The 15,941-nt window shown below is 36.7% G+C and carries 12 protein-coding genes; 4 read left to right on the top strand and 8 right to left on the bottom strand.

The window, feature by feature from the left end; all coding sequences use genetic code 11:
* Nucleotides 1-156: 156 nt before the first annotated feature.
* Nucleotides 157-825, bottom strand: a complete 669-nt coding sequence (locus tag H4J62_RS19540) for an OmpA family protein (protein ID WP_070376549.1) — start codon at nucleotides 823-825, stop codon at nucleotides 157-159.
* A 309-nt stretch (nucleotides 826-1,134) separates the two neighbouring features.
* Between H4J62_RS19540 and H4J62_RS19535 the strand changes: the two genes are divergently transcribed.
* Nucleotides 1,135-1,452, top strand: a complete 318-nt coding sequence (locus H4J62_RS19535) for a hypothetical protein (RefSeq protein WP_182216429.1) — start codon at nucleotides 1,135-1,137, stop codon at nucleotides 1,450-1,452.
* Between the two features lie 127 nt (nucleotides 1,453-1,579).
* On the opposite strand, the gene H4J62_RS19530 is transcribed toward H4J62_RS19535, so the two are convergent.
* The 3 genes from H4J62_RS19530 to H4J62_RS19520 form a co-directional block, all read right to left on the bottom strand.
* The gene (locus H4J62_RS19530) at nucleotides 1,580-2,287 is read right to left on the bottom strand and encodes a pirin-like bicupin family protein (protein ID WP_182216428.1); all 708 of its coding nucleotides are present in this window, start codon (nucleotides 2,285-2,287) and stop codon (nucleotides 1,580-1,582) included.
* A 64-nt stretch (nucleotides 2,288-2,351) separates the two neighbouring features.
* Entirely contained in the window at nucleotides 2,352-3,302 is a 951-nt protein-coding gene (locus H4J62_RS19525) for a glutathione S-transferase family protein (RefSeq protein WP_182216426.1), read from the bottom strand.
* Between the two features lie 71 nt (nucleotides 3,303-3,373).
* Complete coding sequence (locus H4J62_RS19520; RefSeq protein WP_182216424.1) at nucleotides 3,374-3,832, bottom strand: DoxX family protein; 459 nt, start codon at nucleotides 3,830-3,832, stop codon at nucleotides 3,374-3,376.
* A gap of 129 nt (nucleotides 3,833-3,961) precedes the next feature.
* On the opposite strand from H4J62_RS19520, the gene H4J62_RS19515 reads away from it, so the two are divergent.
* Together H4J62_RS19515 and H4J62_RS19510 are read left to right on the top strand one after the other, a co-directional pair.
* The gene (locus tag H4J62_RS19515; protein WP_182216423.1) at nucleotides 3,962-4,849 is read left to right on the top strand and encodes a LysR substrate-binding domain-containing protein; all 888 of its coding nucleotides are present in this window, start codon (nucleotides 3,962-3,964) and stop codon (nucleotides 4,847-4,849) included.
* A 173-nt stretch (nucleotides 4,850-5,022) separates the two neighbouring features.
* A complete protein-coding gene (locus H4J62_RS19510) occupies nucleotides 5,023-5,229 on the top strand; it encodes a hypothetical protein (RefSeq protein WP_182216421.1) in 207 nt (68 codons plus the stop codon).
* 109 nt (nucleotides 5,230-5,338) lie between these two features.
* On the opposite strand, the gene H4J62_RS19505 is transcribed toward H4J62_RS19510, so the two are convergent.
* The 3 genes from H4J62_RS19505 to H4J62_RS19495 all read right to left on the bottom strand — a co-directional run bounded on the left by H4J62_RS19505 (nucleotide 5,339) and on the right by H4J62_RS19495 (nucleotide 10,604).
* Nucleotides 5,339-6,208 carry a toll/interleukin-1 receptor domain-containing protein gene (locus H4J62_RS19505; protein ID WP_182216419.1) on the bottom strand — a complete coding sequence of 290 codons (870 nt, stop codon included), beginning with the start codon at nucleotides 6,206-6,208 and terminating at the stop codon, nucleotides 5,339-5,341.
* Nucleotides 6,209-6,274: 66 nt separating this feature from the next.
* Nucleotides 6,275-8,647 carry a hypothetical protein gene (locus H4J62_RS19500; RefSeq protein WP_182231100.1) on the bottom strand — a complete coding sequence of 791 codons (2,373 nt, stop codon included), beginning with the start codon at nucleotides 8,645-8,647 and terminating at the stop codon, nucleotides 6,275-6,277.
* Nucleotides 8,648-8,690: 43 nt separating this feature from the next.
* Nucleotides 8,691-10,604 carry a hypothetical protein gene (locus H4J62_RS19495; RefSeq protein WP_182231370.1) on the bottom strand — a complete coding sequence of 638 codons (1,914 nt, stop codon included), beginning with the start codon at nucleotides 10,602-10,604 and terminating at the stop codon, nucleotides 8,691-8,693.
* 503 nt (nucleotides 10,605-11,107) lie between these two features.
* Here H4J62_RS19495 and radA point away from each other — a divergent pair.
* Nucleotides 11,108-12,484 (top strand): DNA repair protein RadA, encoded by a 1,377-nt coding sequence (gene radA / locus H4J62_RS19490; RefSeq protein WP_182216413.1) that lies wholly within the window; start codon nucleotides 11,108-11,110, stop codon nucleotides 12,482-12,484.
* Between the two features lie 346 nt (nucleotides 12,485-12,830).
* Here radA and H4J62_RS19485 read toward each other — a convergent pair whose 3' ends face one another.
* Complete coding sequence (locus H4J62_RS19485) at nucleotides 12,831-15,746, bottom strand: UvrD-helicase domain-containing protein (protein ID WP_182216411.1); 2,916 nt, start codon at nucleotides 15,744-15,746, stop codon at nucleotides 12,831-12,833.
* Nucleotides 15,747-15,941 lie beyond the last annotated feature (195 nt).

Here is a 15,941-nt window from a genome sequence, read left to right as displayed (position 1 = left end):
TTGAAATGTTGATTGTAGATATTGATTTGAAATGTTGATGGGTAGCACTAATAAAGTCATGTTAATGGTATCGCCCTTTTAACGCCAAGCGTCTTAAGCAATAAGCCATTATCAATGCATATAACGCTGTGATAATGGCTTTATTTTATTGACGCTTTATGACTGTTCTATCGGTAACAAAGTTATTTCAACACGGCGGTTAAGCTCGCGACCTGCAGCTGTTTTGTTCGTTACTGCCGGTTGTGTTTCGCCAAAGCCAACAGTTTCTAAACGATCACTAAGGATTTTTTGTCCACGAAGATAATTAGCAACTGAGCCAGCTCGGTCTTCAGACAATTTCTGGTTATGCTGGGCAGAGCCACTAGAGTCAGTGTGACCAGAAACAACAATAATGGTTTGGTTATATTCTTCAAGCACCAAAGAAACAGAATCTAATACGCTAGTAAAATTGCTGTTAATGTTTGAGCTGTTCGAAGCAAAAGTAATGTTGCCTGGCATAACAAGGTTAATTTTGTCGCCGTCACGCACAATACTCACGCCACTATCGCGCAATTGCTTACGCAATTTAGCTTCTTGAGTGTCCATATAGTAGCCAATACCGCCGCCGATTGCGGCGCCACCTGATGCTGCTGCTAAAATACGTTTGTTACGTGTTCTGCTGTCTTTGTCTTTATTGTCTATAAAGGCAATGACTGCTGCTAAGCTTGCGCCTGCAGTTGCGCCTATAGCTGTTTTACTGGTTTTACTTTCACCTGTGTAGGGATCAAATGTTGTACAGGCTTGTAGCAATAATATCGCAGATGCGGTGGTGATTATTTTTTTCATGGTGAATTTCCTTTATTGGCCTTATTGCTTATTGTACAAAGCTTGGGCTATTAATAAATTACTGCAGGGGCAGTCTTGCCATTATTGCTTTTCGTCTATGTATTTTAAGGCACAAAAAAACCCGATGGAGACTCGGGCCTGAATATATAACGAAAATACACATATCTAAAACAGCACTAATTTTATACTTAATATTTATAACATTCAAGCTACCTAAATTAATTACTGATGTTATATTTACTGAGAAGTGTTGTACCAATAGCGTTAACTACTATATCTTAGCGGCATGAGTATTCTATGGAAAAACCGATGACGTTAGCAGCAGATTTTAGACATTTTATTGACGACGAGGGCAACGTACTCGAACTTACTGACCAAGCAAAAGTAGTTTTTGTTTTTCTGAGTAAAATTGTATTAGCCCTTTCTGAAAATATTGAGCAACCGCTCGTTCACGTTAACTTAAAATGTAATACTCGTGCTAAACAACTCTCGTGTACTGGAGAAATTAAAGCTAAATCAATAACCTTAGGGCTAATTGAATGGCATTGCGACACTTGCCAAGCTTGTGGAACGATTACTCATTGGCAAGGAAGTCGTTGGGACAAGCAGCAACGCGTTATACATTAGGTCTACTTTAGTAATGAAATATTGCTAGATAATAAAAGAGCTAATGCTAGACACGAACGCCAGCGCTTAAAATGTTCAGAATATACGATTTTAAGAGAACGTTCGTGGTTTACATTACTTGATTTAGCTAATTAATCGTGTCGATAATAATCACTTCACAGTCAATTAACGCCCTGAGTAAAATTGTCGTTGACTGAGTGACTTCAGCGCCATCTCCTGCGTTCATGGTGATAATTTTTGAGCTATCCTCTACTTTAAACATACCTGCTGAAGCTAATATATAAGCTTGATGGTCAATGTTATGCTCAATAACGGTTCCTTTCGCTAATTTCCCCCCGTATATGCGCGTTTCTTGGTTAATAAACAGCGCCTTATTTTTATCTGCTGGGTAGCCTGATACTAACAATGTCAGCGCTGATAGGTGCTCGGTAGGAAATTTCTTACTTTCCCAGCGAGGTGCCACATCGATTTTATTAGTTTCAATCCAAATTTGATAAAAAGTTAATGGATTTTTAGTGCGATTATATTCTGAATGCACAAGACCTGTACCTGCACTCATCACTTGAACTTCACCCGCTTTCGTTGTGCCTTTATTGCCGGTACTGTCTTGATGAGTGAGCGCACCTGAACGAATAAAACTGATAATTTCCATATTACGGTGTGGGTGCGAAGGAAAGCCCATGCCCTGTTCAACCCAATCATCATTAACAACACGTAACTTTCCAAACCCCATCCGGCTTGGATTGTAATAATTAGCAAAGCTAAAATGATGTTTAGATTTAAGCCAGCCATGGTTAGCGCTACCTAAGCTTTTATAAAGATAATGTTTTATCATCAAATTTCCTCAGTATTTATTTATCTAGCTTTATTTACCAGTCAAACCTTTAACCTATTAACCCTTAGTATTGACGATTACGGTCATGTGGCGCATCAAAGTGTTCCGCGGCGCCTAAAGGGACAATACCTGTTGGATTAATCGTTAAATGACTCGCGTAGTAATGAGTCTTAGTGTATTCCAAGTCAACCGTCTCTTTAATGCCAGGTACTTGATAAAGTTCATTAACATAGTTCTTAATATGATGAAATTCGCTGATTTTTTGGCGATTACACTTAAAGTGCCCATGATATACCGCATCAAAACGGATCAGTGTGGTGAACAAGCGCCAATCCGCTTCGGTTATTTTGTCAGCCACTAAATACCGCTGTTTTGATAAGAGTACGTCTAGCCAATCTAAGCTGTCAAATAAGCTGTGGTATGCGTCATTATAAGCCGCTTGTGTCGTCGCAAAACCTGCTTTATAAACACCATTATTAATAGTGTCATAAATACGCGTATTTACCGTTTCTATGGCTTCTCGTTGCTCAACAGGATAGTAATCATCAACATTACCTGTTAACTCGTTGAATGCTGAATTAAACATTCTACTGATTTCAATGGATTCATTATTAACAATCGTCTGAGTTTTTTTATCCCATAAAATAGGGACTGTCACGCGTCCTTCATAGCTAGGATCTGCTTTTAAATATAATTGGTAGGCATAATCTAAGTGATAAAGTGGATCTCCCTTATCACCAAACGTCCAACCATTTTCCATCATTTTAGCTTCAACAACACTCACCGAAATAATTGTTTCAAGTTGTTTTAACTTTCTAAATATTAGTGTTCTGTGTGCCCAAGGGCACGCCAACGAAACATATAAATGGTAGCGGCCCGCTTCTGGTTTAAATTGACTATTAACATCTGATGAAATTTGACTTCTAAAGCGGCTATCTTGACGAACAAACTGCCCTTTACTTTTATTGGTGTCATACCATTGGTCGACCCATTTACCGTTAACGATTAATCCCATAACAAACTCCTTAAATTTATTGATTTAGCCATTATTACTTTTACTGGCAGGTGATTTAGCTATTTTACATATTAAGTATTTTTAATTAGCTTTCGGTATACGAGACGATCAATAGAGTGTTTTCCGCCACCTTGCACAAATAGCGCAAGCGTTATCGCTAATAACGATAAAGCAAACTCATAACCGTTATTACTCATAAACAGGCCATTACTGATATGAACACTAAAGATGGCCACTATCATGGTAATAGCCAAGACAAAACTGACAGGTCTAGTGAGAAAACCAATCAATAATAATATCCCGCCAAAAAACTCAGCACTACCCGCCATTAATGCCATAAAGAAACCCGGCTCAAGCCCTATAGATTGCATCCACTGTCCGGTTCCCTCTAATCCATAACCACCAAACCAAGCAAATAACTTTTGCGCACCATGAGCGGTAAAAATTAACCCGGCAATTAATCGTAGCGGTAAGCTTGATAAAGATTGTTCAGTTTTAGTGATACTATTGATGGTATTTATAAATGACATTTTAATACTCTTTAATGACTAATAATTTAATATGTAGCTATTGTAAAGGTTGAGTTGATATCGAATAACCCCTATTATTTGTTTGTTATGTTCAAATAATTTGAACAATTAAATATCTGGATAATAGCCATGAAAACGCCACCTATTAGTATTGAAGCATTACTTGTATTAGATGCTATTGAAACGCGTGGCACTTATGCGGCCGCAGCAGAACAATTGAATAAAGTTCCTTCAGCGCTTTCTTATATCGTTCAAAAGCTAGAAGAACAGTTAAACGTGACACTCTTTCAACGACAAGGCCGTCGCGCCGTGCTAACGCCAGCAGGCAAGCATTTATTATCAGAGGGCCGTAAAGTACTAACGGCCATTAATACCCTTTCAGAACAAACTCAAACAATTGCTAATGGCTGGGAACCCAAGATCCGTATTGCTTGCGATTCCATTATTGATATAAAAACTATTTTTAAAGGCATAGAAGCATTTTTAATCGCCCATCAAAATATTGAAATTGATGTGCGAGAAGAAGTAATGAACGGCACGTGGGAGGCATTAATTGAAGATAAGGTCGACTTAGTTATTGGCGCTCCTTCACCTGTGCCCAATCAAAAAGGTATTAGGGCAATAAAAATTGCAATGTCTGAAAATGTTTTAGTGGTTAACAAAGTACATCAATTAGCCTTTCTTAAAGGGCCGCTTGAATCAGCACACTTATCAAAATATAGGAATGTCGTCGTTCATGACTCAGCCCAACATGAGATCCCCTGGTCAGTTAATATTATCCAGGGCAGTCAACATTTCTTTGTCAGCTCGATTGCGATAAAAATTGAAGCGATTATTGCAGGGATTGGCATCGGATACTTACCCAAAAACCTCATCCAACATCATATTGAATCAGGCCAGCTGGTAGTTATTAAATTAGCAGAAGAGCGCCCACTGCAAGACTTATTTATGGCATGGAAAATAACCAACAAAGGTAAAGGATTAAAAAAATTAATCGCTATCTTATCAGCACAATAAACTAGCAATAATAGTTAACCTTAAGCCTTTAATTATTAATATAAATATCATTAATACAAGAGTAGACGTTTTTATCTATTTCATTTAAAGTCGCCTCCACAATTTGTAGCTTAAAAGCTAATTTTTTCTGCCGATAACTTTATTTACGGCATCAGTGTGTGAGAGACCTTTCGATGAATAATAACCTTTGGGAACAACTATTTTCTATCAGCGATACCTTAAATGAATCTGCAGAATCAAAAGAAGAAAAACTCAAAATATTAATCAAGCATTTAGCCTCTATTAATATCACCCATGAACGATCATTTGATCCAGCGGAAAATTTTGAAGCCTATGTCGCAGTAAATTTATGTGAAGCTATACATAAAATTTTAAAGTAAAACTAAAATGTAATGCAGTAATGTGACCTTGCAAATTATTATTAACTGAGCCTATTTGTTATTTAAGAACAATTAGGCTCATGTTGCTCATCTTTTGATATGAAAGTAACTATATTAACCATTCAACGGCAAACTGACTATCTGCTGGTAACAATTTATCTGCGACAAATCGATATTTAACATCTATTGGTTTGCATGACTTCACTGAATTTTTTAAAGTAGCGAAGTCTTCAATATTATTTTTAAACCCCTTTGGTTGATAACAATATAGTTTCAATATCGCCAGCATATATGCTGCAGAAGATGCCATATGGGTATTACGTAATCGTTGAAATTCAGAAGTGAAGTCGTCTGCTTCACTAATATTAAGGTTTTTTATACCTTTACGTAATAAGTTTGAAATTAACCTTATAAAATCTACTCGCGGAACATATTTATCTAAAAAGCTGTATTCACCCAATGCTCGAACAGATTGCTCAAAGTCACCGATAATCAAATCGATTTCCGCTTTTTCTATGTACTGCATATCCAAACTTTTAGTTTCAATGTTATCCGCTGTTGCTATGATTTGCTCTACAATTGGAGCAAAGTCACCAGATTCTAATGAGACAATAACATCGATCCATTGCTTACGAATAAAGTGATAATTGTTTCCACCTGCAGCCCCTGAAACTATACTGTCATCTAACTTTAAAGGTATTTGTTTTAAGCCATGTTTTTTAGCGAGTTGTATTTCGTTACTAACTTCTTCTGAAGCTGCGACCTTTAATAACTTATTGCCAATAGAATGCTTTGAAGCTAATAATACAAAAAGCTCGCACTGCTCGATACCCTCTTCAATATTTTCAGCATAATTCTCGCCACCTAAAATTTTATTGGGTGCAAACCAAACTTTATGACCTGCTGCTTTTAAGCCTTCTACAATCTTGGTTGCTGCGTCTGAATCTTTGGTGCTGTAACTTAAAAATATGTTTCTCATCTTTAATTTTCCGTATTTAAATTTTTAAAATGTTCCGATGCGGTTAACTTCATGTGTTGTAATAAATTAACTTAAGACGGCTTCAGATCTTTTATGGCTTTCTATTTGTGTACGGATATTCTTATAAGCTAAATCAACTAAACTATCTTTAGATTGAGACTTTGCTATTGAGTCACCTGGATCATAGTTCTTGGCAATATCACATTGTTCTTCGATATAACTCATTAATTTTTGCTGAGTGATATCTAACAATTTCACTAACTCGCTCTTGTTTGCTTCTTTAGCACGAGCGATTTCTGCTTTGTAGTATACGGTTAACTCTTCTGATTCAACTGCAAGTCGTTCTTTAACAGCAGCAATTCCACCTGCGGTGTCTTGCTCGATACTATGTGCGTCATTTTCAGCTAAGGTTTCAGAAAACTCTCTAATACTCTCATCATTCATCAGTGTTAGACTGATTTTTGCCCCACTAGTGACTGAAAGTGTAATTTCACTTCCCGTTAATTCTTGGCCAAAGCGATTACGATGAACGTCTTTACGTGTGACATTGCTGACATCTTTGTAGTAAAAAGAGTTTGACTCACGGCCAATGTATTTATCAGCAATAAAATCATAGTAGGTGGAGAAAACATCAACTTTTTCTTTAGTTAAGAAAATATATTGTATTGATCTTACCGCACAAACTAATTGCCCATTGCTATCAAAACGAACCGCTTGTTCATTTTGCTTATTAAGTCGAGGATGACTATTTTCTTGGATATACGACCAATCTTGCAGAACAATCGACTCACTTTTTTGACCATCACTTCGTTGATAAGTAATATCTGACTGATCGATATTACACTCTTGCATGGCCGCTTGCTGAATTTCATTTTCGATTTTTTGTTCAATAAGTTTATTTATTTTAACACCGCTAAATAACTCATTATCTTGATGACTAGGTAAATTATTGAGTATCTCAGAGCGGTGTGTCTTAATTGTTTCAATCAAATTACCGTAGGTTGTTAACATCACTTCAATAAGCGAAAGGTTACCCACGTTTTTAAACTGCTTACTTTTCTGACGTCGATTGCGAATAAACCAGAGCAAGGAAATGAACAGTAACGCCCCTGTACCTGTAGCAAATATAATTTGTAAATCTAGTAGCTTGATATGTTTAAGTGTGTTCTTGGACTCAAGCATTTTATCTACTATTGGACTGATTGATTTGACAAGCATGTCAAAGTTATCAGTTAAAAACAGTGCTACCACACCAATTCCGCCGAGAGTAATGGCGAGAAAAAAGAAAAATAAAGCTGTAAATTTAGCAAATTTTCGCTTACTACGATGTTTTTCTATGCTTTTTTCGGTTTTAGATTTTTGTAGTGTTAACTCTTCTTCAGCTTGACGCGCCAAATCAATATTTTCTTTTAATGCCGTTTTTATATTTCTTTCTATTGGCCGGTAAAAGAAATCCCAAATGATGCGATTACCGCTACTTTTTTTGAACAACAATTCTTGGTTTTCAATCTCTTTTTTACCACTTTTTAAGTGGAAGTCTCCAAATTCAAAACTATTACATGTTAGTGGATAATCATCAGTACTGGCATGTGATTCAATCCAATTCTCGCTTTCCTTACTTGCGGTCACTAACTTATCGAAGTAATCAGTAATACCAACATCTTTAACATGTTTCTCTAACAATTCCCCATCTTTAGACCACAACTGAAGTATATTATGAGTATCTTTAATTAACAGTTGAAGATTATCTAATTCAAGTACATCGGTACGAGGAGAAAAAGAGAATTTATACTGATGAATCAGTTCACCCTTAGCGGACCATTGACTTGGATTTTCATTTTCAGGTTTGACAATCCAAGTGTCTGATTTAAACCACTTGATGTACTCTACAGTTTTAGTAAACCCCGTTAATTCAGCGAGTAATTTACCCGTTAATCGCCAGATTTTTGTGTCCAACTTATTCTTAATAATAAGTGTTTTCGCATTAGCAAAATCAACATCATCTAAGCAGCTAACATCAGCCTCAATGGTTGCAATACATTTATAACTTCTCATGTCCCAATGCTTAATCGTTCCATCTAAGCTGACAGACAGTAAGTTACCATTAGGAAGTTCAATTAAACCAATAACTTTACCCGTATGACCATTAAGCCTTTTAACTAATCGACCATCTTTGTTGCTCGAAATTTGAATAGCATGCTCTAAATCAACAGTCAAAAAATGATCTTTATACTCTATATTTATTAGCGCCATGGTACCTATGATACGTTCATTGTGGCGAGCAATGGTTTGCTTTTCATCTTGTTCTTTACAAACCCAATTAAAGCTATTGTCTAAGCCCCACTCTATCTCATAGATACCCAAGTCTAATCGTCTAACTTCTTCTGTTTCTAGCTCTTTATCCGTAAGGGTTTTATAGCGCTGGTAACTATTGGCCATTGAATTAATATCCTATTTTATTCTTTATTAGTTAGTTAGTTAATTAGTTACGATTTTTAATATCGTTATTCGATTCTGAACTTGACCAGTTAACATGTTCAAACATAGCCTCTCTCGCTAGGGCTAATAGCATTAATTCTTTTGCTGATGTCATATCTCCTTTTAATAAAGATTGAGCTCGAGCGTAAAGTTCTTCCATACTGCTGTAGCCACTGGCAGTGCTTTCATAACCAAATAATTCACTCCACAATGCGACAACACCGCCTACCATAAGGCTATACTGCACAATCATCATCAGCATGTTATTAGCATCATTTAAGGTAGAAAAATTGAATATCTGCTGAGCTAACATAGAGCATAAAAGAATCGCGCCAAGACCAATCGCTAGAATAAAGCACTTCTTTGAGAACGATGAGCATAGCAATGCCGCATAAAGTGGTCGTTTATAAAGAAGCTCAACTAAATTTTTAGCACCTAGTTGTAATCGGCTTTGAAGAAAGCTTCGCTGTTCACCTATCCAAGTATCTCGAATCTCATCGAGGTTTTTATCAGCGGATGAACGCCACCAATCGATTTCGGTTATAGCAATAGCATGATTAAATAATGGTAAGTGGCTCCGATAACGTCTTGGAATAATAGGCTCTCCCGATGGCGGGATATTAGACAAGTTTAAAAACCCCCTAATACGCATGGCTTCTGCGACACCTCGACTAAGCTGATACTTCCATTTCAATTCATTTTTACCGGCGTAACGAATAACTCGCCAACAAGCGATAATAGACAATAAGGTCACTAAAATGACCCAACTTCCCTCTTCTGAATTAACTAAATTACCCGCTAATTCATAACAAGTAAATCCGGCAATGGCAAACCAAAAAAACAATTTAATAAGTTTTCGATATTTTTGCTGTCCAATTAAGGCAAGATCATCGGCTAGCGTAAAAATAGGGTTTGAAATTGAAAGGCCATTATCGACGTCAGGGGCAGTAAAGGTATTAGCAACGTCAATCGACTCTGATGCGCTATAACTATTATAAAATCGTAGCTCAGATAATAACTGAATAAACTCTGTAGAGATAAAGTCGGTCAATGCGTTTTCATTTCCAGCATAGCTATATGCATAGAGCTCGCCCACTTCGGGTGTTAAATGCGCTAATGCGTCACTCTGGGGGAGATCCGTTAATAATAACGGAGATATATTATTAGTTACACTAACTCTTTTGACAAAAAGGTGATGAACAAGGCCCGCAATTTGACCATCAAATTCAGAAACGGCTTTTAATGATAGATTTTCAGTATTATCAGGCCAATGAACTTCCATACCCAGTTTATATTTAACAATATCAGCGGTACCGCCACATCCATTTGCATCACATCCATCCCATAAAGCAACTAACACATTGGCATATTTTGCAATAAATAATCCCTGATTAAGGTACAGGCTATTCCTGAGATCGCCATAATCTAGATCATCAATCGCGATTTGATAGTCACTATCAACCAACGAGTGTTTAATTTCGAGTAATTCATTACCATTTTTCTGGAGGGCTAAAACCATTTTTTTAAGCTGGAAGTAACTATTACTATTGGGTTGAAAGTCTTGTTCAAAATTTATCAGCGGCATAGGTAAACAGCCAATAATTTTTATCGCCTCACAACCTAATTCAGCTTGTAAATCTAATGCCACTTCAATAGATAATAAATCTGCTCCTTCTGCTAGACCAGACATAAGCCAAATTGGCGTGACTATTTGCCTTTCGTTAACAGAAGTTTTATTAGGTTTAGCTACTGAGTTTAGCTGGTGATGCCAGTGAAGTAGCGTTGCACGAATGGTAGATTTAAGTTCCGCGCTATTGTCATTTACTGTGTCTGCATTATTAGTCAGTATGTCTCTATGACCAGTAATACCAATAATAAAGGGGAGTTTTGATCTTAAATGACTAGCAAGTAATTCCATTTTTTGAACTCGTACTTCCATTGTTATATGATTGTGATAATACCTATAAAATTAATAAAATCAAACGCTTTATAGGTATAACATGATCTAAAGCAAGGCTAAAATACTCTTTTTTAGTGTTTGTCTACGCGCGATATATTAATTGCAAATAATAAAAATCAACTTTAATAATATTTTTCATTTGAAATCAACAAGCAGATTTTTCACCAATAAATGAAATAACTTATGTTAAATTAAAGTTGTTTCATCATCTATTAACGACAATACATATTCCATATAATAGCATTAATGAAATAGCTATAACTTAGTCTGAAAAGGCTCCCAATGGGACATAGACTATATTTTTGCTTCTTCACCTGAGCTTATGGTTAAATGTGCGAGAGCGATATGAATATACTCAAAACTTGTCAGTCGATTAATTGTATTGATTCAAGTAACTGGCTAGTTAAACTAGTATGACTAGCACGATATAATAACCCCACAAATAAATTATTAAGAATATTATGGCAAAAGATAAAACAACTTATGTTTGCACCGAGTGTGGTGAAAATCATCCTCGATGGTTAGGTCAATGTTCAAGTTGTTCAGCTTGGAACAGCATCACAGAATTTAAAGAGTCCAAGGTAATAACCCAGCGCACACCAAGTAAAAACGCTCACCGAGGTTACTCTAAAGAAGATGCAAAGATAGATAAGTTGAGTGAAGTCTCTGATATGGACTTAACTCGATTTGACACCGGTAGCTCTGAATTCAATCGAGTGTTGGGCGGTGGTATCGTTGAAGGTTCTGTTATTCTTGTAGCGGGTGACCCTGGTGCGGGTAAAAGTACATTATTGTTAAAAACATGTGCTCATTTAAGTCAAATAGGTAAATCTTTATATACCTCAGGCGAAGAATCTAAAGGGCAAGTAAGAGACCGCGGTTTAAGGCTACAAGCCGACATTTCTAAAATTGACATAATGAACTCCGGTGACGTAGAGCTTATCTGTAATGTTATGGTCACCGATGGTTATAAATTCCTTGTTGTTGATTCTATCCAGACGGCATTTATTAGTTCACTGCCCAATTCTCCTGGCGGTGTTACTCAAGTCAAAGAATCCGCTGCTATGCTAAACCGACTAGCGAAAGAGCATGGCGTTACCGTAATATTAGTTTGTCATGTTTCTAAATCCGGAGATATGGCTGGGCCTAGAGTACTTGAGCACATCGGCGATTGTATGTGTAAAATAGAGCCAGAAGCTGACAGTAAATACCGAACGCTTAGAACCTCTAAAAACCGCTTTGGTGACACCACAGAAATAGCCACTTTTGCCATGACAGCCAAAGGTATGCAAGATGTTGTAAACCCATCGGCCATCTTTTTAGATAAAGATGGTGCTGAATCGAGTGGGAATATGGCCTATGCATCAAACGATACCGGAAGAACTTTATTAATCAATATTCAATCGCTGGTCACCGAATCTCAAGCTGAAAATCCTATTAGAGGTGGTGTTGGCTTTGATTATAAACGCATGCAAATGCTGTTAGCCATATTGAGAAGTCGTATGGGAGTCAATATTGGCGGTAATGATATTTACGTAAACGTGGTGTCAGGTGTTAACTTAACCAAAGATGTTGGCTCAGATCTGCCTTTGATCCTCGCAATGATATCGTCATCAAGAGAGCATAAGTTTTCGGTCAATACTATTGCCTTTGGAGAAATAGGGTTAGATGGCAGTGTAAGACCTGTACCTTCAGGTGAAGAGCGCGTCAAAGAAGCGATTCGTAACGACTTTAAAGTCATCATATTACCTAAACGTAATTACAATAAACGTTTAGAAACTAAAGGGATTACCTTGATACCCGTATCTCATGTTAAAGACGTGCTAGAAATTTTCTGACACTAGTCTTTGTACGTGAAAATACAGGTCAGCAACCTAGTTAACTAATAATTAAGTTTGTTGACCTCTATTTTTGTGATGAATAGTAAATGCTACATCTTATACAAACAAAGGTGATGACAATGGCTGGAGTATGAAAATTTTTCAGTATTTCATCACGCTAATTATAATGGTGTATAACTTTTCAGATATCCTGGAACTAATAAAGTGTTAAATTAAAAAGGATTTTAATGAATCAAACTGGACTCTATGAACAGCTATTATCATTATTAAAAATATGATGGCTGACTAAATAGAGAATTCATTGGCTTTATCTGTATCCCATTTAATAACTATTTCGCGTTAGTTAACTCACCAATTCTGGCCATTTTATTTTGTCGGTATCAAGGCCATTTTTACAGCTCATTGGTTCATTACCTTTATAGTTTCTACATCCCCAAAACTCACCACTTTTACTTGAGCGTAACACCATTTCAGCATGACATTTTTCACACGTCGGTATGATGCTTTTACAGGCGGCATTCAAACAAAACTTAAAACCTGGGTGACGTTTTCGTGTCATAGGACTTTGGCAGCTAGTACAGGATTTCTCTTTATGCTCGCAGCGAGGAAAGTGTGAACATGAATAAAAATCGCCAAAACGCCCTGTTCGTTTCTTTAAGGTGCCTGTTTCACAAACCAAGCAGTTGATCTCATCTATAAATGATTGACTGGCTGTGCTGTCAAATTCATCAAGTTCGATGTTATGATCGCTAACAAGCTCTTTAACAAAACAGCTTGCTTCAGTCATATCGGCAATAACATAAACCCTATCTTTAGCCCTCGTTAGGGCAACATAAAATAATCGTCGTTCCTCGGCATAAGCAAAGGCTTCTTTTTTCGCGAGTAAGGCGTCGAGTAATGCTGGCGTTACTTTTTCTGAAGGGAAACCATGAGCACCTTTTTTGAGTCCAAGAATAATGACATAATCGGCTTCCTTTCCTTTAGAAGCATGAAAAGATTGAGATTCAATAGTTAATAGCGGATATTGATTATTTAACCGATTTAGATCGACTTTGTCTGGTAATTGAAACCAAAAACGCGCTAATAAATAAACACTTACCGGCTTACACGCTTTAGCTGAAATAGCCGCTAAAACATCATCGATTGCACCATTGGCCATTTCATCAACAATACCTTTTTTTGAAGAGTTTAATGCGCCATTCTCTCGTTTAAGTAATGAAACTGCAGGTGCTTTAACTTGTTTTAACGATTTTATTTTTTTCTTAATTTGTGCTGGATTTTGGCAAATAAAAACTGTTGCCACCTTGCCTATTTGGTTATTAAATCGAAAGGTTTGGTCTAAAGCTGATTGAGTGGTAACGCCAAAGTAATGGGCAAACCCTGTGGTTAAGGTAATTTCAGCGCCACTAAAGCGATATATCGCCTGCCAATCATCACCAACAGCAAAAACTGAACAGGCTTTATTATTGTCACGTAAGGCTTTAACTAACCGTGCTCTTGGCTCTGATATATCTTGAAATTCATCGACCATGATGTAACGCCATGGCGAATTAAATTTCCCCTCTTGCACATACCCTAATGCTTTATTAATCATATCTTCAAAATCAATTTCAGCGCGAGATGTTAAGTGTTCATCATAAGCGATTAAAATCGGTTTAAGTAACGTTAATGCTTTCGTGGTCTGTTTTGGATCAGAAGAATTGATGATCACATTATTTTCTAAAGAATGGTCTAAACACGCGGCTTTATAAAGTCCTACTAGCTGACAAAACATTTGGGCAAGTGTTGTTATCCGCCCACTTTCTTTTAAATTTTCGAGTATCACTTCATCAGGGAGTAATTCAAATTTAACTTGATGAGCATTAAAAAATGATTCTAAAGCGCTAATTAATTGCCCTTTTTTATGCTGAGCATAGGTAAATTCAAGACAATGAGTGTTAAATTTCTTATGGGTGTCTCGTTTCCACTGAATAGATGTGTGATATTCACTTTTATTGATGTAAGATGCTGTATTCCCGTTCTCATCTACCCCGTAATATTCAATATAAACATTAAGTTCAGGTAGAAAAAAGTCTGGTTGGTATTGTCTGTGCTCGATTGTTTTTACATCATGAACGTAGCTAGCTTCATACTGGTATTCTATTCCGTGGTTAAATAACCAATTGGCAATATAAAGCTCACCAAAACTTTTAACCTTCTCTCCTTTCAAACTACGAATATCATTATCGTTTAAATATTGGTAATACTCACCTAGGCTTTCAAAGTCAGAATCATTACGTTCAACGTAATAGTATTTACTGAAATACTCTATGATAAGTTGACGATATTGGGCTTGCTCATTAATCAAGGTTTCAAAACACCTTTGGATCCACTTAGCTTTTGCTTTTTCATCTTCGGCGAATACCGATAAACTAGGCTTTTTTCCCTCAACTTGAGCAATAATATTAAGGCCTAAACGATGAAAGGTCGTTGCACTAATTTTATTAGTCGATAATTTTTCTTTTATTCTTATGTCCATTTCATCAGCCGCTTTTCGGCCATAAGCTAATAATAAAATGTCACTATGCTGCGCTTGTTCGCTGTTAAGTAAATAACCGGCTCGTCCCACCATCACACTGGTTTTACCTGTTCCTGCGCCAGCTAACAACAAGTTATTATCATTGTCGATAATACAGGCGCGCCGTTGACATAACGTTAAAGGATTAGACTCGACACGATCAAAAAAGGCTTGGTGGGCTTGAAGCTGTTGCTTGATATAACGTTCACGACAATCGTCTATAGTTTGCTCTTGCCAGTTATGGTAATTCGACAACTGCTGCAGCTGCTTAGCAACCATCGGCAGTGTTTTGCTGGTGTTAATCCAAGGAAACCAACGTTTGAGTTCTTGATTGACTAATGACTGAATAACATCAATATTTGACTGACGTAAATAGCGAGTGGTGATAATTTTTTTGATGGTCGTTAATAAGGCATTAACTGGCTTAATGTTGGCTAACGCCCAAAGTTTCTCACACTGGCTCTTATGTTCGCGTTTAGCATTGAAGGCAAGCATACTATAAGCATAACTTTTATCTGCTGTTTGCAATGTCATTATGTGCCCAAAAAAGCTGATATGAAACATTGGCGGTTTTATAAGTTCTTGCCATTTAATTTGGCTTAAGGTGTTTTCAACATCAATAGATAAGCCGATTTCAGTAATATTAATTTTCGTAGTTTTACCAATAAAGCGCCCAAAAACACTTGAAGATATACATTTCATTTACAGCACAAACCTAGATATAGAAAAATTCGACTTACCCTAAGCTGCAATTCTACCACTAGTGTAAAGGTAATTCTGTGTTCAGCAGACCAAATCTCATATACGCTCAACAAATACTCGCGTTTAAATTTTATAAAATACCACTGATCTGTTTATTATTTACCCTTCTCCATTAACCATATAATTATTTTATCT

It is taken from the genome of Colwellia sp. BRX8-5 (assembly GCF_014077325.1).
Taxonomy (GTDB): Bacteria; Pseudomonadota; Gammaproteobacteria; order Enterobacterales; family Alteromonadaceae; genus Colwellia_A.
The sequence above is the reverse complement of the archived record's forward strand: the minus strand, read 5'-3'. Positions and strand labels throughout refer to the sequence as shown.

Bases quoted from the DNA above. Each gene is read 5' to 3' on its own strand.
- H4J62_RS19540 (WP_070376549.1), bottom strand. From the start codon at position 825: ATGAAAAAAATAATCACCACCGCATCTGCGATATTATTGCTACAAGCC.
- H4J62_RS19535 (WP_182216429.1), top strand. From the start codon at position 1,135: ATGACGTTAGCAGCAGATTTTAGACATTTTATTGACGACGAGGGCAAC.
- H4J62_RS19530 (WP_182216428.1), bottom strand. From the start codon at position 2,287: ATGATAAAACATTATCTTTATAAAAGCTTAGGTAGCGCTAACCATGGC.
- H4J62_RS19525 (WP_182216426.1), bottom strand. From the start codon at position 3,302: ATGGGATTAATCGTTAACGGTAAATGGGTCGACCAATGGTATGACACC.
- H4J62_RS19520 (WP_182216424.1), bottom strand. From the start codon at position 3,832: ATGTCATTTATAAATACCATCAATAGTATCACTAAAACTGAACAATCT.
- H4J62_RS19515 (WP_182216423.1), top strand. From the start codon at position 3,962: ATGAAAACGCCACCTATTAGTATTGAAGCATTACTTGTATTAGATGCT.
- H4J62_RS19510 (WP_182216421.1), top strand. From the start codon at position 5,023: ATGAATAATAACCTTTGGGAACAACTATTTTCTATCAGCGATACCTTA.
- H4J62_RS19505 (WP_182216419.1), bottom strand. From the start codon at position 6,208: ATGAGAAACATATTTTTAAGTTACAGCACCAAAGATTCAGACGCAGCA.
- H4J62_RS19500 (WP_182231100.1), bottom strand. From the start codon at position 8,647: ATGGCCAATAGTTACCAGCGCTATAAAACCCTTACGGATAAAGAGCTA.
- H4J62_RS19495 (WP_182231370.1), bottom strand. From the start codon at position 10,604: ATGGAATTACTTGCTAGTCATTTAAGATCAAAACTCCCCTTTATTATT.
- radA (WP_182216413.1), top strand. From the start codon at position 11,108: ATGGCAAAAGATAAAACAACTTATGTTTGCACCGAGTGTGGTGAAAAT.
- H4J62_RS19485 (WP_182216411.1), bottom strand. From the start codon at position 15,746: ATGAAATGTATATCTTCAAGTGTTTTTGGGCGCTTTATTGGTAAAACT.